Below are 20,378 nucleotides of genomic sequence, written 5' to 3' on the forward strand. Positions count from 1 at the left end.
CCCCAGGGCCATATTCGAGGCACGCGCATTGATGCATCCGGGCTCGCCACGTCCTGTGGTCTCGGTCCTGGGTCGCGCGAACGCGACGATGCCTGCACATCGTCCGGCTTCGCTTGTTCGGCACGACAGCGGGTCGGAGTGCAGACCGGCTTTTCGTTGGGCCCTCTGTCGCGCGTCGCCTGGGATTCGTTGTGCCGCAGCGAGGTTGATTTGGCCGACGAGCAGGCTTGCTTCCCCATCGATACCTTCCGGCGCAGGTCGGGCGTCCGCAGCGGCGCGCGCAAAGACGAAATTCGCTCGCGCGATCAAGCTGATTTGGGCTGTCCAGATGCGGAGCGAAAAATATTCGACTTTGCATTTTCAGAAATCCATGGTCTCTTCTCCGCATCCCGCTTCACTGACGAGGGGCGCTTCGCGAACGTCACGATGCGTTGGGGTGGGATGCGGTGGCCGCGATGGGGCGCAGCATGCTTTGGGCATGCGGACGTACGCCACGTCGCGGACGGTGAAGTCGCAGGGTCCTGGCCTCCCGACGCTGAGGTCCGCGCAACGCGTGAAACGCGTTGTCGCCACGGTGGCAAACAAGCCGGTCACCGAGGAGACTGCGTATAAATCGTAAAGCCATCGCGCAGGGAAGGCCGGGTCTATCCGGCCGAACCTGTGGTTCTGCCGCGTGCTTTCTTGCTGCACGCGGACCGCAGGCCTCGGTCGAGGCCTGGCCTTCCCTGCACCCTCCGTGAGTTGGAGGGGAACGACACCAGCAAGACTCGGACGCAGATGCGCCGCGAGGCAGCAATGTCATGTCTGCAATGGGGGCAACGCATCCAGTGTTGTTTGGATACAGCGGATCGCGTGGCGAGTATCGCGCCACACAAAGGCTGTCGTCCCGGCAAACGCCGGGACCCATGATCATAAGACGATGGTCGAGGCACGCGGGTCGCTACGTCAGCGCTTACGACGCTGCCCTGTGGTTATGGATCCCGGGTCGCGCTTCGCTTGCCCGGGACGACAGCGGAGCGCGGCGGCTACGGGCGAGAGCTTCCATCGGCATTGCAAAGCCGCGAGTCTGGATTGCCGTCGTTGCGAGCGGAGCGAAGCAATCCAGGGCCTCATCCGCGGCCCTGGATTGCTTCGGCGCAAGAGCGCCTCGCAATGACGGTGGCGATCGAGGGAGCTGATGATGCCGCTACCCCACCATCCGCCCGCGGCCCTCCCAGAACCGTGCGCGCAGCACCTTCTTGTCGACCTTGCCGACGCCGGTCATCGGCAGCTCCTTGACGAACGAGATGCTCTTGGGCGCATGGGCCGAGCCCTTGCGCGCCTTCACGAGCTCGATCAGCTCGGCAGCGTCGATCTGCGCGCCGGCGCGGGGCACCACGATCGCGGTGACAGCCTCGCCCCATTTGTCGTCGGGCACGCCCACCACCGCGCACATCGCGACGTCGGCATGTTGCGTCAGCACGTCCTCGATCTCGCGCGGGAAGATGTTGAAGCCGCCGGAGACGATCATGTCCTTCTTGCGGTCGAGGATGTACATGTAGCCGCGCTCGTCGCGGCGGGCGATGTCGCTGGTGTGCAGCCAGCCGTTCTTCAAGGTCTCGGCGGTGATGTCCGGCCGCTGCCAATATTCCGCCATCACATGCGGCGCGCGCACGCAGATTTCGCCGGCCTCGCCCAGCGCGACCTCCTGATCATGGTCATCGAGGATCTTGACCTCGCAGGCCGCGATCGGGAAGCCGCAGGACAGGAACAGCTCCGGCTGCTTCGGATCATGATCGGCCTTCCGCAGCACCGAGACGGGATAGCATTCGGTCTGGCCATAGAGCTGCGAGAACACCGGGCCGATGCGCTCGATGCCTTCGACCAGCCGCGTCGGCGACATCGCCGAGGCGCCGTACAGCACGAGCTCGAGCGAGGAGAGATCTGTCTTAGCTAACGCGGGATGATCGAGCAGCACGTAGATCATCGTCGGCACGAACAGCGTGAAGTTGATGTGCTCGCGCGCGATGGTCGCCAGCACGGCCTCAGGATCAAATCCCTTCAGCATGTGCACGGTGCCGCCGCGCATCAGGGTCGGCAGCACCTTGGTGCCGGCGACATGGCTGATCGGGGCGACCGTCAGATAGCGGGCGCGCTCCGGGATCTCGAAATCGGCGAGGATCGCGGTGGCGAAGCCACCATACTCCTGGTGATGACGCAGCGCGCCCTTCGACTTTCCGGTGGTGCCGCCGGTGTAGTTCAAGGTCGCGATGTCCTCGGGCGTGGCGAAGTTGCGCGCGCTGGCGTGGCCTGACTGCTCGATCGCGGCGAGGAGGTCGACGCCATAGCCGGCTGCGCCCAGCGTGAACACGTGGCGCAGGCCACCCGAGCGCGCGGCCAGTTCGCCGCCGCGGTCGTGGAACGCGGCGGCATCGATCACCAGCACCTGCGATTCGGCATCGGCGAGCTGGAACAGCTGATCGTCAAGCGAGCCCAGCGGATGCAGCCAGGTGATGGCGAGCCGCGACAGCTGCGCCGCCGTGCCGGCGCACCAGGCATCGGCGCGGTTCGCGCTGAGGAACGCGACGCGTGTTCCCGGCGGCAGGCCGAGCCGCATGAACACGCTCTGCATGCGGCCGATCAGGTCGATGGCGCCCTGATAGGTCAGCGATCCGCCCGGCCAGCTGAAGGCGGTGCGCGACGGATGACGCGACAGCGTGAGCAGGGTCTGCTCGCAGACGACCGGAAACGAATGAAGCTGTGGGCTCATGGACGATCCTCCCGAGATGCCGCGATCGTTGTGGCGTCGCGGGGCTTGTTGCCGACGCTATCAGAAAGCCCATCGCGCTCAAGGCGCGCTTGTCGTCCTCGGAACATCGCTGCGCGCGCCGCGTTGCCCGGCCGAACAATAGCGGAGCAAGGCCATGCGCACCTCGACAGCTTTTTTTGCGGGAGCCGGAACGGTCGCCATCGCCGTCGCGGCCGGTCTCGGCGGCGGGCTCATGATCGCGGAGGGCATGCATCCGAGTTCGCAGGCGTTCGAGCAGGCCAAGCTCGCGCGTTCCGTGCCGGAGACGCCGTCGCCAAGTCCGACGACCACCTCGTATCTTGCGGCAACGCAGGCGGCCGCGACCACGCCGATCAAGGTGGCGCCCGCAGCAGCGGAGACGGGGCCGGCGACGCCGGTATCGCCCAATCCCTCGCCCCTGCCGCAGGCTGCTGTGCCGGACGCGACGGCTGTGCCCGCCGCCTCTTCGGCGCCGGCCAGCACGCAGACCGGTACCGCTGAGGACGTTCAGGAGAAGGGACAGGACAAGGCCGCAGCGAAGGCCGAGGACGCGGATCTCAAGGCGCGCGGGGCGGAGCGCAAGCGCGTCGCGGAGCAGCGCCGCGCCGAGCGGCACCGGCAATATGTCGAGCGCCGGCGCCAGCGCCGCGAGCAGGATCTGCGCGCGGTCGAGCAGGCCGTGCGCGAGGATACGACGCCGCGTGCCTATGCGGCGCAGCCGGTCGGCATGGAGGGGCCGCGCTTCAGCTTCTTCGGCGACGATTGATCGCACGCGGCGGCGCCGTTATCCCTGAGCCCAACAAGGATCAGGGAGGGACGCGCCGTGCAGGACACTCGATGGGACGGGCTGCGGGCGCGGCTGCGCCTGCCGCTGATCGCAGCGCCGATGTTCCTGGTGTCGGGAATCGAGCTGGTGAGCACGGCCTGCACCAACGGCGTGATCGGCGCGTTCCCGACGGTCAATTGTCGAACCCCCGACGAGCTCGACGCCTGGCTGCTCCAGATTGCCGATCGGCTTGCGCGCAGCAGCGATGCGAGCGGGGCGGCGGCTGCGCCGGTCTGCCCGAATCTGATCGTGCATCACTCCAACGCGCGGCTGCAGGACGATCTCGCGGTGCTGTTGCGGCGCCGCCCGGAGATCGTGATTACCTCGGTCGGCTCGCCGGCAAAGGTTGTTGCGCCCTTGCATGATGCGGGCGCGCTGGTCTTCGCTGACGTCGCCTCGATCCGTCATGCAGAGCGCGCGGTCGAGGCCGGCGCAGATGGCCTGGTGCTGCTCACGGCCGGGGCGGGCGGCCAGACCGGCTGGCTCAATCCATTTGCCTTCGTGCGCGCGATCAGGGCGTTCTTCGCCGGGCCGATCGTGCTCGCCGGCGGCATCAGCGACGGCGTGGCGTTGCGGGCGGCCGAGGTGCTCGGCTGCGATCTCGCCTACATGGGCACGAAGTTCATCGCCACGCGCGAAAGCCTGGCCGATGACCGGTACAAGTCGATGCTGGTCGCGAGTTCGGCCGACGACGTGCTGCTCACCTCGGCCTTCACCGGCCTGCCGACCAGCATGCTCCGGCCGTCGATCGTCGCGGCCGGGCTCGATCCCGAAGCCTTGCCGGCGCGTGGCGCGATCGAGATCGGCAGTGACATCGACATCGCTGCGCGCGAGGCGCGGCCGAAACGCTGGCGCGACATCTGGAGCGCCGGGCACGCGACCTCGGGGGTCACCGACATCCCGTCGGTCGCCGTGCTGGTGGCGCGCACGGCTGATGAGTACGGCGGCGCGGGTGGCCTCCGGCCATGAGAAAACGTGATGTGTGTCCTTAAGGCACCATTAACCATCGGGTCCCACAATCCGCGGAGCTTGAACTTGGCGGAATCGTGCGATGGGCATCGGGCTACGGCAGGACAAAGAGCGGGTGACGCTCGAGGAGATCCGGATCCGCGTCGGGCATGCTCTGCAGCGGCATCCGCTATGCCGCAACGTCCAGTTCGACATCATGAGCGTTCCCCGCACCGCCCGCGGCGGGAACTGGACCATCAGCTTGCATTCGGTGGAACCGGCCGCGCTTTGGGAAGCCTCCGACATCGTTGCCGACATCCAGGCCGCGTACGATCTGCTGATGCCGGCCGAGCTGTCTTCGGCGGCGTGAAAAAAAATGTCCGTCATGTTCACAGGGCAGAATGGTGGCCTCTGTGTTTCTGTGGCATCGTAAAGCCTTAATTAACTCCCACTTTTCGGCAAAGTGCGGCTTTCCGCCGGGATACGGAGAATTGCGTGACGAAGTCGATCGCTTTTGTCGCTTTGCTGGGCGTGCTGATTGCAGGCGCGGCCGTGACGAGCGTCCTGATGCAGGACAGCGTGCCTTCGGCCGGTGCGATGATGCCGCCGGTGGTGGCGAAGAGCCCGCTCTCCAATCGTGAAGCCAAGGGCGACCGCCTGGCGATGGTCACACTTGCGACCCCCGAGGTGCAGCAGCCGAGTGCCCCGTCGAAGGCGACGCTGCGTCAGGCCTATGCCTATGCGCCGTCCGAGCCGGAGATGGCAAAGGCGTCGGCTGCCGCGGTCGTCGCTGCCGAGCCGATGGTGCCGAAGTCCAAGATTCTCGCCAGGAGCGAGCCGGCCCCGGCGCCGCTGAAGCCGGAGGTGCAGAAGGCCTATTCGTTGCTGTCGGACGGCCAGATCGCAGGCATCAAGGAGCGGCTGCGGCTCTCGTCGAGCCAGGAATATTATTGGCCGGCGGTCGAGACGGCGCTGCGCGCCGTCGCCCGCAAGATCCACGCCGGACGCCAGGGCGCGGCGAAGCCGGGCGCGGTGGCGCTCGATCCGGATTCGGATGAGGTGCAACAGCTGAAGTCAGCCGCGATGCCGCTGCTATGGCAGTTGCGCGAGGATCAGAAGGACGAAGTGCGGCGGCTTGCGCGCACCATCGGCCTCGACAAGGTCGCAGCCGCGATCTGATCGGGGGGGGGGGGATCCTCCCGGCGTGAACATCAAACTTGGAGTGAACATCAAGAAGGCCGCGCATTGCGCGGCCTTCTTGCTTTCGAGAGGCGCTTTTTCACCTCGCCGGGGGATTGGCCTCCGGATGCCCGCCGCTCTCGGGGCCGGCTCCCGTCGGCGACGATGCGGGCGCGGTACGCAGGTCCGGGCCGGGCCGTGCCGGCTGGGTCATGGTCGGGGCTTCCGGCGGGGTGATCGCGGCGCCGGCGCCGACCGTGGTGCCGCGGTCGGTGTTGGTCGGCGCTGACGGCACTGGCGTCGGCTTGTCGCCGCCGGCGAAGCGCGTCGCGCCGCCGCTCTGATAGCCGGCAACCAGCAGGCCGGCGACCACCAGCGCGAGCACGAACAGGCCGCCGAGCTCGGGCAGGGCGCCTGACGGGGCCACGCCGCGGCCCCGGCCGTCTCCCTCGAGCGCCACCGCCGCGATCTCTCGGTTGTGCCGCGACCGCAGGAAGGCCAGGAACGCGCCGGCGGCGATGATGATCGCGGCCGCGAGCGTGAAGAACATCAGCCAGCTGATGGGTTGATCGCCTTGCATGTCGAACATCCTTTGATCCGTGAGGGCTGCGCGACGTGCAGCCGCGTCAAACCCGCATGACAATCTCTGTTCGTTGCAATCGTCAGTGGCGTGAAAGGTTTCCCGCCCGGCGGCGGAAATCTCGCGTCAGCGCCCTTCGCCGGCGGCCCATAGCGCCTCGAGCCCGGCGCGATAGGTCGGGTAGGCGAAGCCGACGCCGAGCTCCTGCCTGGCGCGGATATTCCGGATGCGCCGGTTGCTGGCATAGAAGCTGCGCGCCATCGGCGACAGCTCGGCGCGGTCGAACGGAAGTTCCGGCGGCGGGGCGATGCCCATCAACGCAGCGGCATAGGCGATGACGTCCTGCGGCGGCGCAGGCTCGTCGTCGACGATGTTCCAGGCGCCGCCTGACCCGCGCTGGATCGCGCCCATGATCGCGCTGGCCGCGTCATCGACATGGATACGGTTGAACACCTGTCCCGGCTTGACGATGCGCCGCGCCCGCCCGGCCCGCAGCTCGACCAGCGCGTTGCGGCCCGGCCCGTAGATGCCGCCGAGCCGGAGCACCGCGAGCCGGTCACCGATCCGCGCGCGCCAGTCCTGCTCGACGCGGACCCGGGCCTGCACCCGGTCGTGCTCGGGCGCCAGCGGCGTGTCCTCATCGATCCAGCCGCCCTGATGGTCGCCATAGACGCCGACGGTCGAGAGGTAGACCACGTGCCGCGCGCGCCCCGCCGTGATGGCGTCGCCGAATGCGGCCAGCGCCGGGTCGCCGCCTCCTCCAGGCGGCACCGAGATCAGCACGACGTCGGCCTGCGCCGCCTTCGCCAGCGTCGCGGCCGCGGGGGCCGTGCCGTCGAACAGGTCGATGTCATCATGCGCCAGTCGCGCGCGCTTGTCGGCGCTGCGGACCGTGCCGCCGATGCGGGCGAACGCGCCACGGTGCAGCTCGACGAAGCGCTGGGCGGTGTAGCCGAAGCCGATGATGAAGAGGTTCATGGATGCCGTTCACCTGGACTTGCGCGAAGGAGCGAGCCTTCGAGTTACCCGGCACCGGGTGGCCCGCGCAATTCAAATGACGCGCGCGGAGTCACCCTGCGGACTGGGCGGTGCTGACCTGCCGCGCTTGTTATGGCTCCCGTCATGGTCCATGTCGTATGATCAGGCGACAGGAGATGGACTGCCACGATGAATTTCCATTCGATCTACCGCCACGGCTTTGCCCGCGTCGCTGCCTGCGTCACCGCCTCGAGCGTCGCCAACCCGACCGCCAATGCGGCGGCGATCCTGGCCGCGGCGCGCGCCTGCCATGACCAGGGCGCGGCGGTCGCGGTGTTTCCGGAGCTCTGTCTGTCCGGCTACGCGATCGAGGACCTCGTCAAGCAGGACCCGCTGCTCGACGCCGTCCAGCGCGGGCTGCTCACCCTCGTCGAAGCCTCGCACGACCTGATGCCCGTCCTGATCGTCGGTGCGCCGCTGCGCTTTGCGCATCGTGTCTACAATTGCGCCGTCGTGATCCACCGCGGCGAGGTGCTCGGCGTTATTCCCAAGAGCTACCTGCCGACCTATCGCGAATTCTACGAAGGCCGCCACTTCGCCTCCGGCGCCGGCATCCGCGGCGAGATGATCGAGGTCGCCGAGACCATGGCGCCGTTCGGCACCGACCTTCTGTTCGCCGCCGCGGATGTCGCCGGCCTCGTCATCGGCGTCGAGATCTGCGAGGACATGTGGATCCCGGTGACGCCGGCGTCCGAGCTCGCGCTCGCCGGCGCCACCGTGCTCGCCAATCTCTCGGGCAGCCCGATCACGGTCGGCCGTGCCGAGTCCCGCTCACTGTTGTGCCGCTCGACCTCGGCGCGCTGCCTCGCGGCCTATGTCTATGCGGCGGCGGGCGTCGGCGAATCCACCACGGATCTTGCCTGGGACGGCCAGACCTCGATCTTCGAGAATGGCGTGCTGCTCGCCGAGAGCGAGCGCTTCCGCCAGACCGGACAGACCATCTTCGCCGACGTCGATCTCGATCTGCTGCGCCAGGAGCGGGCGCTGATGGGCACGTTCGACGACAATGCGCGCGCGCAAGGCGCCGGCATGCACTGGCGCCGCATCGGCTTCGAGCTGCAGCCGGCCGAGGGCGACATCGGCTTCATGCGCAGCATCGAGCGCTTTCCGTTCGTGCCGAGCGATGCCGCGCGGCTCGATCAGGACTGCTACGAGGCCTACAACATCCAGGTCGCCGGCCTGACGCAGCGGCTGCGCGCCACCGGCACCAAGCGCATCGTGATCGGCGTCTCCGGCGGGCTCGATTCCACGCATGCGCTGATCGTCGCGGCGAAGGCGATCGACCTGCTCGGCCTTCCCCGCACCAACATCCTGGCCTATACGATGCCCGGCTTCGCCACGGGCGCGCAGAGCAAGTCCTACGCGCATGCGCTGATGTCGTCGCTTCAAGTCAGCGCCGCCGAACTCGACATCCGCCCCGCGGCGACGCAGATGCTGAAGGACATCGGCCATCCCTTCGGCCGCGGCGAACAGGTCTACGACGTCACCTTCGAGAACGTGCAGGCCGGGCTGCGCACCGACTATCTGTTCCGCCTCGCCAACGACCGCGGCGGCCTCGTGCTCGGCACCGGCGATCTCTCCGAGCTGGCGCTGGGCTGGTGCACCTATGGCGTCGGCGATCAGATGGCGCACTACAACGTCAATGCCGGCGTGCCGAAGACCCTGATCCAGCATCTCATCCGCTGGGTCATCGCCTCGCATCAGTTCTCGGCCGATGTCGACCGCACGCTCGAGGCAGTGCTGTCGGCCGAGATTTCGCCGGAGCTGGTCCCGGTGAAGGAGGGCGAGACGCCGCAGAGCACCCAGGCCACGATCGGCCCCTATGAGCTGCAGGACTTCAATTTGTTCTACACGCTGCGCTACGGCATGCGCCCGTCGAAGATCGCCTTCATGGCGCATCACGCCTGGAAGAATGTCGGCGACGGCGCCTGGCCGCCGCATTTCCCTGCCGACAAGCGCCACGCCTATACACTTCCCGAGATCAGGAAGTGGCTGGAGGTGTTCCTCAAGCGCTTCTTCGCTTTCAGCCAGTTCAAGCGTTCGGCGATGCCGAACGGCCCGAAGGTGGTGGCCGGCGGCGCCCTGTCGCCGCGCGGCGACTGGCGCGCCCCGTCCGACGGCAACGCCACCGCGTGGCTGGAGGACCTGGAGCGCAACGTGCCGAAGTGACGACCATCTTGCTCCGCCGCCGCGCTTGCCATATCCGAGACGTGCGCGTCCGCCTTTGCGGCGTCGTCATCGACATCGTTGAACGGAGCAGATCATGAGCGTGACCGCCGCCGGCATTTCCTCGATGGCGACGAGGCAGATCCTCGCTGAGCTCGCCGCCGCCTATGAGGAGGCGACCGGCGAGGTGATCACGATCGAATCCGTCGGCGGCGTCGATGCCGCCAAGCGCATCCGCGCCGGCGAAGCGTTCGACTTCGCCGTGCTCGCCTCCGATGCGCTGCAGAAGCTTGAAAGCGACGGCCATCTCGTTCCCGGCAGCATCATCGAAATCGCGGAATCGCCGATGGCGATGGCGGTGCGCGCCGGCAGCCCCAAGCCCGATCCGCTCGACGAGGCCGCCGTGCGCAGGGTGATGGAGAACGCCAGGGCGATCGGCATCTCCACCGGCCCGAGCGGCACGTATGTGCAGAAGCTCGCCCGCGACTGGGGCCTGGAGAGCGAGGGCACTTCGCGCCTGGTCCAGGCCAAGCCCGGCATTCCCGTCGCCAGGCTGCTCGCCGATGGCGAGGTCGACGTCGGCTTCCAGCAGCTCAGCGAGATGCTCGGCGCGCCCGGCATCGATATCGTCGGCCTGCTGCCCGCGTCGCTGCAGCCCGGCACCGTGTTCGCGGCGGCGTTGTGCAAGGCCGGCGCGCATACCGAGGCGGCGCGGGCCTTCATCGAATATCTGGTCTCGGAGGAGACCGCCGAGACCAAGCGCCAGCACGGCATGACGCCGGTGTGAGGCGCCGGCTCCACAGCCCGCGAAAAATCCGATCGCCGCGTGTCGTCTCGGCCTTGTCCCGATCGTCTTCCAACCGAACAATCGGGAAGGAGACGGCGGATGAGCACATCGTACTATCGCTGGGTGATCGTGGCGGCCGGGGGCGTGCTCGGCTGCGTCGCCGTCGGCGGCCTGTTCTCGCTGCCGGTGTTCCTCAAGCCGATGGCCGCCGAGACCGGATGGTCGGTCGCGGGGATCTCCACCGCGATGACGATCGGCTTCCTGGCGATGGCCGTCACCAGCATGGGCTGGGGCACGCTGTCCGACCGCATCGGCCCGCGTCCCGTGCTGCTGATCGGATCGATCCTGCTCGCCGTCAGCCTGCTGCTGGCAAGCCTGACATCCTCGCTGTTGGCGTTCCAACTGCTGTTCGGCCTGATCGCAGGCATCGCGACGGCGGCGATCTTCCCGCCGGTCATGGCGACCGTCACCGGCTGGTTCGACACCCATCGCAGCCTCGCGGTGTCGCTGGTCTCGGCCGGCATGGGCGTGGCGCCGATGACGATGTCGCCGCTCGCGGCCTGGCTCGTCTCCAGCTACGACTGGCGGACCGCGATGCAGTGCATCGCCGCGATCGTGGCCGCCATCATGATTCCCACGTCGCTGCTCGTGGGCCGTCCGCCATCGTCCGCGCCCGGCGACGCCGTCGCGTCGGGTCCCGCCGCCGGGCCGGCCGAGATGACGCGATCGGCAGCGCTGCGCTCGCCGCAGTTCCTGATCCTGCTCGCCACCAACTTCTTCTGCTGCGCCACGCATTCCGGCCCCATCATCCACACCGTGAGCTACGCCGTCACCTGCGGCATCCCGCTGATGGCGGCGGTGACGATCTACAGCATCGAGGGGCTCGCCGGGCTCGGCGGCCGCATCGCCTTCGGCCTGCTCGGCGACCGCTTCGGCGCCAAGCGCGTGCTCGTTCTCGGCCTGCTCGCGCAGGCGTTCGGCGCGCTCTCCTACGTGGTCGTGCGCGACCTCGCCGCGTTCTATGCGGTTGCGGCCACCTTCGGCTTCCTCTATGCCGGCACCATGCCGCTCTACGCCGCGATCGCGCGTGACAATTTTCCGCAAGGCATCATGGGCACGGTGATCGGCGGCACGGCGATGGCCGGCAGCCTCGGCATGGCGACCGGCCCGCTGGCCGGCGGCCTGATCTACGACAGCTTTGCGAGCTACACTTGGCTCTATGTCGGCTCGTGGGTGATGGGCCTCGGCGCTGTCATGATGATGATGACCTTCCGGCCGTTTCCCAAGCCTGTGTCGCAGCCTGGCGCCGTGCCCATGCAAGCGCCGGCCTGACGCTGCTGCATCGCACCTTCACGCGCGCCGTCGGAATCGAACAACAACGCTTGATCCCCCGGCAGGAACTGTGATGTCGCAGCCGGGTTGGGCGGCGTGGAGTTCAACCGGATGGAGATCGGATCCATGAAGAAGACCCAGCTTGCCATTGCCACCCTCGTCGCCGCCACCCTCGCCGCCGTCCCGCTCGCCGCGCAAGCGAAGCACCACAAGAAGCACAACGCCGCGACGTCGACCACCTCGTCGCAGACCACCGGCAGCAACATGAAGTCCGGCCGCGATTCCACCTCGTCGAGCCAGGGCAATGTCGGCCCGGGCACGAACCAGGCGGGAAGCATGGGGAAGTAACAAGCCGGGCACTTTCGTTCAGCGACGGGAAAGCAGCGCTGGCCTTCCCGTCGCCGCTGGACAGCATTCTTTTCCAGACGGCGTGTTGCAGACCTTGCTGCCATCGTTGGCGCTTGATGCTAAACGAACGTTCAGTGACGTCAGTGATCGCCGTGTTGCGAATTCGTGCGGTGGAGGTGCATCGTCGATGTTGGCGAGGGGGCGAGATTATTATCTCGGGCTGAGACGCCGCTATGAGCCGGACGTCGCCAAGCTTGTCATCGTCGCGGAATCGCCGCCGGCCTCAGGAAAATACTTCTATGACTCGGCCGGCTCGATCAGCGAGCCGTTGTTCACGGCCCTCATGCGCCAGATGGGAGCCACCCCTGCGACGAAAGAAGAGGGGCTGCGACAATTTCAGCGCAAGGGATGGGTGCTGGTCGATGCGACCTACCAGCAAGTGGACAAGCTGCCGAAAGACGCGAGTCAGAATAGGAATGCGTTGATCGAAGACGATTACCCGCTGCTCGTCGCGGACCTATCCAGCCTTGTGTCGGATCGCGGCGTTCCCCTGATCTTGATCAAGGCAAACGTCTGCCGGATTCTGGAGCCTCGACTGACAAAGGACGGCTTCAACGTGATCAACGCCGGCCGCCCGGTCTATTTTCCGAGCACGGGACAGCAGAAAAGGTTCGAGCAGCAGTTCGCCGACGTCCTGAGGTCGGCTGACTGAGGTTTGACGGTCAAGGGCGAGGCACTGGTCGGCGATGTGCCGTCAGTCTCGGTCAGCATCCCCCATCTTGCGTGGGTCCAGCAGGTGACGGCAACGTGCGATGCACGCTGCCGATCATTTCGACGCCTCCTTGATCTTGTGCTCCAGATGCCCGGTGCCGTGATCCCTACGCAGCTGGCTCAGCGAGGTCTCGTTGAGCTGAAGCAGCACGTCGCTGAGTTTGGTCGAATCCGGATAACCGGCCGCGAACGACTTTCCGTAGATCTTGCGCAACGTGCCGACCAGCGTGTTGCCATGCTTCCTGCTGATCTCGCCATCCTTGTCGCGGTGGCGGCCGTCGAGGCCCGGTTCCTTCATGCGTCTCTCCCCTGATGCGGCTGGTGCCGTAATGCGACTTGCGCGCTTAGGAAGGGGAGCCTGCGCTCAATCGATGAGATTGGCAATGCTGCGGCGTGATACACGGGGTTCACGCGCGGTGCACCAAGAGAATCTGCGAATGAGTTGCTTGTCATACCGGGCTCCGTCCTTCCTGCGCGGCCGCAACCGCCTCGACTCGGCGAAGGCTCGGGCATGCACGTCGTTCAATCATGTTGGTCGAAGTGAATGGCCGGGACGGAGCCAGGCTATGACGGTGGAAAGATATCTGGGCGGAAACCCGGGTTCTTGGATGCGATCGCCGGGCCGCTCGACGCTGGCCAAAAATCCCTCGTTCTTTTTATCGGAAATCATGCTTTACTCCGTTCATCCCGCCTCATGCAGAGGGCGTACGCGTCGTCACGATACGTGGAGGTGGGCTGCGATGGACGTGGATGCTGCGCCAGACGAGCGCTTGCGTCGCGGACGGCGAAGTCGTGTGGTCCCGGCCTCCCGATGCTGAGGTCAAGCCTGCTGTTGATGCGCAAGCGTCACGCGGGCGATGGGGGCAAGAAAGCCCGGTCCCCAAGGAGAGCACGAAGGACACCGTTAAAACTGATCGCGCAGGGAGGGCCGGGTCGTCCGGCTGGACCTGTGGTACCTGCCGCCTGCATTTTTTTTCGCAGGCGGGCCACGGGCCTCAGTCGAGGTCCGGTTCTCCCTGCGCCTCTCGTGTTTCGAGACGCGCGCGACCAACGCATTCCTCGGACTCATCGAGCCGCGAGACCGCGCGCGCACGCCTGAACCGACCGCAAGTGGCTGTTTGACATCTGAGTGACGTGACGATGCCTGTCGGCGCCCGTGACAACGCCGAGCAGCGTCGGGCCGAACCCATGGATAGGAGACGCGGTCAGTCGCAGTGCGTCTCAAGAGGCGTGACGCGGTCAGAAACCGGGTCACGCATCGGTCTCGTACCCCGCGGGGACAGCGACGAACCCAGCGCCTTCCAATCGCTTCTCATCGGAAACCACGGAGCGTTCGTGTTCATCTGTGAACGATGACAACGAGATGCTCTACGCCGCCGGCATATGCAGCAGGATTGGCCCCAGTGATGGAGAGCTCCACTCGGCAAACGACGATTGCAGAAGGATATCGAAACAGTATCACGTTGAGGTTGTATTGAGAAGGCTTGGGTGTACAATCTTCGTGATGCCAGATTTCCGATGGGAACGACGGGCTTCCCAATAGTTCTGCTGGCTGAGAGGGTTGTGCCGGCATGCCTCTCATCGTCTATCCGCATTGCGACATGCACGTCGCGCTGAAGAAGCCCGCGACCAAGGTGCTGCCGTTCCGCGTGTTCGACCAGGATCTGCCGAACGGCTCGACGACCTACACGCTGACCGACGTCACCGCGGACTGCAATTTTCGAATCCTGGCGCCGTACAACCCGGTCGGGTCCCGGCTGACCAGCTTCGTGACGATCGATCCTGCGGCGCGCACCATCACCGGCGACGACGTCGGCACCAACCTCGTGGTGATCGAATACGGCCCCGGCTACATCGTCGCGCGTATCCAGGTGCACGACGATGTGCTCGGCTGGTGGTTCGGCAACTCCTCGATCACCACGGCGCTGCATCCGACGGTCGCCCACAGCCAGCCGACGCTGTGCGCGCTGTTCAGCGACGATCCGACCGGGACCGATCTCGTCGGCGACATCACCGGGCACGGCTTCGTCACGCTCAGCTCGGCAAGTCCCGGTACCTTCGTGGTGGCAAATACGAACAATGAGGGACGGTTGAGGGGCGTGAGCGAGGGGGCGGCCCAGCTCGACGGCAGCTTCCTCGGTGTCAACCAGAGCCTGCCGGTGAAGGTGGTCGACTACGCCAAGATCCGCGACAACATCTCAACGGTGCGCGCCGGCGACCTCGCCAATGCCGCCGAGATGCACAACATCCTGTTCCTCGCCGAAGGCTTTCGCGCGTCCGAGAAGGACAAGTTCGACAAGATCGTGCAGGAAGCGGCGGACGGTCTGTTCTCGCAGAAGCGCCACGAGCCCTACGGCACGCTCGCGGGCAGTTTCAACGTATTCAAGGCGTTCCAGGCGTCGGAAGAGCAGGCGGTGACCTGCGGCTGGCGCGTCAACGACGAGGAGACCTCGGAGCTTAGCAGGGGCGGACCGATTCCGTGGAATTACAGCGTTTCGGACGACAAGAGCATCTACGAGGTCGACGAGCTCGTGGCCCGCGTCGGCCTGCCGCTCCGCAACGAGACTGCGACGCCGGCGCAATTGAAGGCGCGCTGGGCGGGTCAGTCGCTGCCCAACTACGATGCGGCGAAGGTCAACGACACCCTGATCGAAGCGTGGAGGAAGCAGAAATCGCTCGGCATCCTGGAGGCACGTGACACTTTCTACGGCCTGATGCTCGGCTCCCGCTGGGGCGACCGGTCGGCGAAGTCCGGGGCCGCTTTGACGATGCCGGCGGCGGATGCGGCGGGCGATGCCAACCTCGCGCCACTGATCGCCCGCGCCTATCAGTTCTTCAAGCCGGCCAGCGTCACCCGGCACCTTGCCCCGGATCCGCGCCGGCATCCGCCGGAGCTCGCTCGGAACGGCCGCGCGAACGTTGCGGCGCCGATCATGGCCTACCTGTCCGGACTGCGGCTCGGGTCGTCGCCGCATACCGCGCTCGGCGCCGAGTGGATACCGGACGGCACCTTCAAGCGCAGCCGCGGCCTGATCGCCATGATCACCAACGAGGACATGATCGGCGGCACCAATTTCAACCAGTCGACCGTGACCGCCAATTCGTTGCAGAGCCTGAAGACGCTCGACTTCGAGTATCCGGCGACCAACACGGCGACGAAGAAGGTGATGCGGCGCAAGCCTGCCAGCGACATCGACGCCGACCTCACCGATATCATCGACACGGTCGCGCACGAATTCGGCCATTCCTTCAATCTCGGCGACGAATACGAGACGAGCGCCGAAGACAATGCGACCGCTTCGAGCGAGCAGGACAACATCGTCGCGCTCGCCGACATCTTTCAGGATCCGAGCTACGCCGCCAATCACTCCCGTCTGGTCGATCCGTCCAAGGTGAAATGGTTCGAACTTCTCAGGGTCCAGCTTTCGGCCAGGCTGACCCAGGCTTCGACCCAGCAGGGTGGCTCGATCGAGGTCAGGATCGACCCGCGCCAGATCCCGCGCTGGGTGCAGGCGAAGGCGGCCGGCCGCCAGGCGTTTCTCCGCCGCATCCAGATCACGGCGATCGGCCGGCAACTGCCGCTCACGTTCACCGATTCCGATTATCTCGTCAGACTCGACATCGGCGACATCGACCAGAACCTCGGCTCGATCCGGCTCGGCGGGCTGGAATTGCCGCCGGCGCCGTTTCCCGTGTTTCCGAAAGGCTCGCTGCTGTTCGTGCCGCGCCGCGACGATGCGGACGCGCTGGTCTATGTGGTGGAAAAGAAGGTGCGCGACTTCATCGCAGGCAACCATCTGCCGCTCAACAAGGATCCCGACTTCGCTCATGTGAACGACGAGGGCGACGACCCGAAGGACATCCCGAATTTCAAGCCGCCATGCAAGGCGCAGCGGCTGGTCGGCCTGTACGAAGGCGCATACAACTTCACCGGGCTGGTCTATCGTCCGGCTGGCGACTGCAAGATGCGGAACAACAGCGGCACCTTTTGCCATGTCTGCAAATGGCTGATCACCAACCGCGTCGATCCCGCGCTGCACGACGTCGTCGACCGCGAATTCTATCCGGAGGCCAAGAAAAATGGCTGAACCGGGTGCCCTCGAAACGATCGTCGCCGAGATCGGCAAGCTGCTGCTGCCGCTGCGGGCGGCGGTGGAGTCGCCGGCCGCGTTCCAGGGCCTGCTGCTCAAGCTGGGCTGGGATTCCGACATGATTCCGAAGCCGATCGCCGATCTCGCGGTCGACTTGCAGCTGCTGTTCGATCGGCTCCAGGCGCTGGTCGGCGGCGGGCTGTCGCTCGACGGCGAAGTGGCGTCCGACGGCGAGACGACGGTCGTGTCCGGCTCGCTCGAAGACGCCTTCAAGACCATCGAGGCGATCGCCGGCGTCGTGCAGGCGATCGACGACCTCGTCTCGGCGCCCGGCGGTGCATTTTCGGCGACGCTGAACGCCGATAATTTCAAGGGCGAGTTTCCGGGGCAGCTCGTCGGCTATCTCTTCATCACCTATCTGCGCAACCATCATCCGGGCATCGGTTTCGCGCTGCAGGCGCTCGGCGTCATCCGCACCCGCTATACCGCGCCCGCCGGCAACCGCCCGGACTACATCGACTACAGGTTCAGCTTCCCGGACCTGCCGAAGATCGTCTCCGACCCGGTGACACTGTTCGAGAACGCCTTCGGCTGGGGCACCGACAGCTTCGACTTCTCCAGCTTCGCGCGGCAGATCGACAGCCTCGCGGCCGGGCTCGGGCTCGACGTCCGGATGGTGGAGGTGCCGGATCGGGTCGCGCGCGCGCTCGAAGGCGGCCCCCCGACCGGGCGCGCCGCCGTGCGCAAACGGCTGCGCTTGGTGTTCTTCGAGCGGGCGCGCGACGCAGGGCGGCTATCGGCCGAGCTCGGACTGTTCCCGCTGCCAAAGTCCGGGAGCAAGAAGCCGGGCTTCGCGCTGCTGCCGTCGTTCAGCGGGCTGCTGTCGGTGCGGATGCAGCTCGGTCCGACGATCGCGGTGACGATCTCGAGCGACCTCGATCTCACCGGCGGTGTCGGCCTGATGGTGCGGCCGGGTAGCGGCATCGACATGGTGATCGGCTTCGCAGGCAGCGGCGCGCCGACGTCGGCCAAGGGCACCGCGCGCGTCGAAGTGGAATACTCCGCCATCTCCGGCAGCCCGACCATCGTTCTTGGCACCGGCGAGGGCACGCGGCTCGAATACCAATCGGTGAGCGGTGCCGGCGGTTTCACACTGGTGGCGGGCAAGGACGTCGAGGTGTTCGCCGAGGCGGACCTCAAGGGCCTCGCTTTCGTCCTCGACGCGTCCGGCTCGGACGGCTTCATCTCGACCATCCTGTCGGGCATCTCGACGCGGTTCGAGTTCGATCTCGGCCTCGGCGCCGCCTATCCGCGCGGCGTGTATTTCCGCGGCACCTCGCATCTCGAGATCCAGATCCCAGCGCATATCGACCTCGGTCCGATCCAGGTGCAGGGACTGACGCTCGCGGTGACACCGTCGGCTGACGGCCTCCCGATCGATATCGGCGCGACGCTGAAGGCGGCGCTCGGTCCGCTGGTCGCGGTGGTGGAAAACATCGGGCTGCGGACCGATCTCGCTTTTCCGGGGAGCGGCGGCAACCTCGGCCCGATCGATCTATCCTTCGGCTTCAAGCCACCGAACGGCGTCGGGCTGTCGATCGATGCCGGGGCGGTGAAGGGCGGCGGCTATCTCTTCATCGATCCGGACCGCGGCGAATATGCCGGCGCGCTGGAACTGAAGATCCTCGACTTCCTCTCGGTGACGGCAATCGGCGTCATCACCACCAAGATGCCGGACGGGTCAAAGGGCTTTTCCTTCATCGCCATCATCGCGGTCGAGTTCAATCCCGGATTGCAGCTCGGTTTCGGCTTCACCCTGCTGGGAGTCGGCGGACTGGTCGGGCTCAACCGCTCGATGGACCTCGACGCGCTAGTCAACGGCGTGCGCGCCGGCTCGCTGGACTCGGTGCTGTTCCCGCACGACGTCGTCGCCAACGCGCACCGGATCATCTCCGACCTCCGTACATTCTTCCCGCCAGAGCAGGGGACCTTCCTCATCGGCCCGATGGCGAAGTTCGGCTGGGGCACGCCGACGCTGATCAGCCTGTCGCTCGGGATCATCATCGAGATTCCCGGCAACATAGCCATCATCGGCAAGCTGACGGTGGCGATCCCGGACGAGCGGCTGCCGCTCATCATCATCCAGGTCGCCTTCATGGGCGCCATCGAATTCGACAAGAAGCGCGGCTGGTTCTTCGCCATCCTGTACGAATCCCGCGTGATCTTCATGCCGCTCGACGGCGGCATGGGCGTGCTCGCGTCGTTCGGCGGCGACGCCACTTTCATCGTCTCCGTCGGCGGCTTCCACCCGGCCTACAATCCACCGGCGCTGCCGTTCCCACCGATCCCCCGGATCGCGATCAACATTCTCAACACGCCGGTGGCCCGCATCCGGGTCGACGCCTATTTCGCGGTGACGTCGAACACCGTGCAGTTCGGCGCACATGCGGAGCTGTATTTCGGCGTCTCGATCGCCAACATCGAGGGCCATCTCGCCTTCGACGCGCTGTTCCAGTTCTCGCCGTTCTATTTCATCATCACGATCTCTGCCTCGCTGTCGGTGAAGCTGTTCGGCGCGGGGTTGTTCAGTATCCGCTTCCGCGGCTCGCTCGAAGGCACATCGCCCTGGCACGTCGAGGGCACCGGGAGCATCTCGCTGCTGTTCTGGGACGTCGACGTCGACTTCTCCCACACCTGGGGCGACAAGGAGGACACCAGCCTTCCGCCGGTCTCCGTGCTGCCCCTGCTGGTGGCGGAATACTCGAAGGCGGAGAATTGGACTGCCGCGCTGCAGAACAGCAGCAGGCTGTTGGTGACGCTCAAGACCGTGGACGCGGGCTCCGATCTTGTCCTGCATCCGGTCGGTTCGCTCAAGATCACCCAGCGTGCGATCCCGCTCGGCATCACCCTCGACAAGATCGGCGCGCAGCGCCCGGACGACGCCAATTACTTCTCGGTCGCGACCGCGACGTCGGGCATCGAGAAGCGCGCCACCATCCGGGAGTCGTTCGCGATCGCCCAGTTCAAGGACCTCAAGGACGGCGAGAAGCTCAGCGCTTCCGACTACGAGGCCGAGGAGGCGGGGCTGGAGCTGTCGGTCACTGGCAACCAGGCAAAGACCAGCTATGTCACCAAGCGCATCGCCCGCTACGAAGAGATCATCGTCGACAACAATTTCAAGCGGGCCCGCCGGCGCTTCGTCACGCTCATCTCCGGGCTGTTCACGCACTTCCTGGCCAACAACGCCGTGGCGCGGTCGGAGATCTCGGCGAAGTCGCGCGATCTGAAGCACGCATTCGACGACAAGATCGCGATCGATCAGGCGTCCTATGTGGTGGTGAGCCTGGCCGACAATTCGCCGATCGCCGGCGCGCCTGTGTCGTTCCAATCGCGCGCCAGCGCCGGTGAATTCATGGCGGCGGAGACGCGACGCAATCCGAACTTCGCAAGCGAGGCCCATATCGTGCGCCCGCACGAGATGAAGCGCGCGGCGTAGCGGAGGCACGATGATGGCGGGCGATCCGGCGAGGCGGCGGGGAGGAGCG

The 20,378-nt window shown here is 66.3% G+C and carries 15 protein-coding genes; 11 read left to right on the forward strand and 4 right to left on the reverse strand.

What is annotated here, in order from left to right; translation table 11 throughout:
* Positions 1-1,186: 1,186 nt before the first annotated feature.
* Positions 1,187-2,749: an AMP-binding protein gene (locus QW863_RS28115; protein ID WP_315716277.1), complete on the reverse strand. Its 1,563-nt coding sequence runs from the start codon at positions 2,747-2,749 to the stop codon at positions 1,187-1,189.
* Between the two features lie 154 nt (positions 2,750-2,903).
* Here QW863_RS28115 and QW863_RS28120 point away from each other — a divergent pair, with 154 nt between their 5' ends.
* The 4 genes from QW863_RS28120 to QW863_RS28135 all read left to right on the forward strand — a co-directional run bounded on the left by QW863_RS28120 (position 2,904) and on the right by QW863_RS28135 (position 5,720).
* Positions 2,904-3,533 carry a hypothetical protein gene (locus QW863_RS28120; RefSeq protein ID WP_315716276.1) on the forward strand — a complete coding sequence of 210 codons (630 nt, stop codon included), beginning with the start codon at positions 2,904-2,906 and terminating at the stop codon, positions 3,531-3,533.
* Between the two features lie 57 nt (positions 3,534-3,590).
* Positions 3,591-4,562 (forward strand): nitronate monooxygenase, encoded by a 972-nt coding sequence (locus tag QW863_RS28125; RefSeq protein WP_315716275.1) that lies wholly within the window; start codon positions 3,591-3,593, stop codon positions 4,560-4,562.
* A gap of 82 nt (positions 4,563-4,644) precedes the next feature.
* The gene (locus QW863_RS28130) at positions 4,645-4,911 is read left to right on the forward strand and encodes a hypothetical protein (protein WP_315716274.1); all 267 of its coding nucleotides are present in this window, start codon (positions 4,645-4,647) and stop codon (positions 4,909-4,911) included.
* 182 nt (positions 4,912-5,093) lie between these two features.
* Positions 5,094-5,720, forward strand: coding sequence for a hypothetical protein (locus tag QW863_RS28135; protein ID WP_315716458.1), 627 nt, complete (start codon positions 5,094-5,096; stop codon positions 5,718-5,720).
* A gap of 100 nt (positions 5,721-5,820) precedes the next feature.
* Here the strand turns inward: QW863_RS28135 and QW863_RS28140 are convergent, their stop codons facing one another.
* Together QW863_RS28140 and QW863_RS28145 are read right to left on the reverse strand one after the other, a co-directional pair.
* A complete protein-coding gene (locus QW863_RS28140) occupies positions 5,821-6,300 on the reverse strand; it encodes a hypothetical protein (RefSeq protein WP_315716457.1) in 480 nt (159 codons plus the stop codon).
* Between the two features lie 126 nt (positions 6,301-6,426).
* Positions 6,427-7,278, reverse strand: a complete 852-nt coding sequence (locus QW863_RS28145; RefSeq protein WP_315716273.1) for an NAD-dependent epimerase/dehydratase family protein — start codon at positions 7,276-7,278, stop codon at positions 6,427-6,429.
* A 189-nt stretch (positions 7,279-7,467) separates the two neighbouring features.
* On the opposite strand from QW863_RS28145, the gene QW863_RS28150 reads away from it, so the two are divergent.
* The 5 genes from QW863_RS28150 to QW863_RS28170 all read left to right on the forward strand — a co-directional run bounded on the left by QW863_RS28150 (position 7,468) and on the right by QW863_RS28170 (position 12,683).
* Positions 7,468-9,507, forward strand: coding sequence for an NAD(+) synthase (locus tag QW863_RS28150; RefSeq protein WP_315716272.1), 2,040 nt, complete (start codon positions 7,468-7,470; stop codon positions 9,505-9,507).
* A 94-nt stretch (positions 9,508-9,601) separates the two neighbouring features.
* Complete coding sequence (locus tag QW863_RS28155; protein ID WP_315716271.1) at positions 9,602-10,291, forward strand: substrate-binding domain-containing protein; 690 nt, start codon at positions 9,602-9,604, stop codon at positions 10,289-10,291.
* Between the two features lie 99 nt (positions 10,292-10,390).
* Positions 10,391-11,623 (forward strand): MFS transporter, encoded by a 1,233-nt coding sequence (locus tag QW863_RS28160; protein ID WP_315716270.1) that lies wholly within the window; start codon positions 10,391-10,393, stop codon positions 11,621-11,623.
* Positions 11,624-11,749: 126 nt separating this feature from the next.
* Positions 11,750-11,971 carry a hypothetical protein gene (locus QW863_RS28165; protein WP_315716269.1) on the forward strand — a complete coding sequence of 74 codons (222 nt, stop codon included), beginning with the start codon at positions 11,750-11,752 and terminating at the stop codon, positions 11,969-11,971.
* Positions 11,972-12,056: 85 nt separating this feature from the next.
* Complete coding sequence (locus QW863_RS28170) at positions 12,057-12,683, forward strand: hypothetical protein (RefSeq protein WP_315769365.1); 627 nt, start codon at positions 12,057-12,059, stop codon at positions 12,681-12,683.
* A 114-nt stretch (positions 12,684-12,797) separates the two neighbouring features.
* Here the strand turns inward: QW863_RS28170 and QW863_RS28175 are convergent, their stop codons facing one another.
* Positions 12,798-13,040, reverse strand: a complete 243-nt coding sequence (locus QW863_RS28175; RefSeq protein ID WP_315716267.1) for a hypothetical protein — start codon at positions 13,038-13,040, stop codon at positions 12,798-12,800.
* 1,273 nt (positions 13,041-14,313) lie between these two features.
* Here QW863_RS28175 and QW863_RS28180 point away from each other — a divergent pair.
* Positions 14,314-16,830, forward strand: a complete 2,517-nt coding sequence (locus QW863_RS28180; protein WP_315716266.1) for a M64 family metallopeptidase — start codon at positions 14,314-14,316, stop codon at positions 16,828-16,830.
* Complete coding sequence (locus tag QW863_RS28185; RefSeq protein ID WP_315716265.1) at positions 16,823-20,329, forward strand: DUF6603 domain-containing protein; 3,507 nt, start codon at positions 16,823-16,825, stop codon at positions 20,327-20,329. Before QW863_RS28180 ends, QW863_RS28185 begins: the two co-directional genes overlap by 8 nt.
* Positions 20,330-20,378: the final 49 nt, after the last annotated feature.

It is taken from the genome of Bradyrhizobium sp. SZCCHNR1017 (assembly GCF_032381375.1).
Taxonomy (GTDB): Bacteria; Pseudomonadota; Alphaproteobacteria; order Rhizobiales; family Xanthobacteraceae; genus Bradyrhizobium.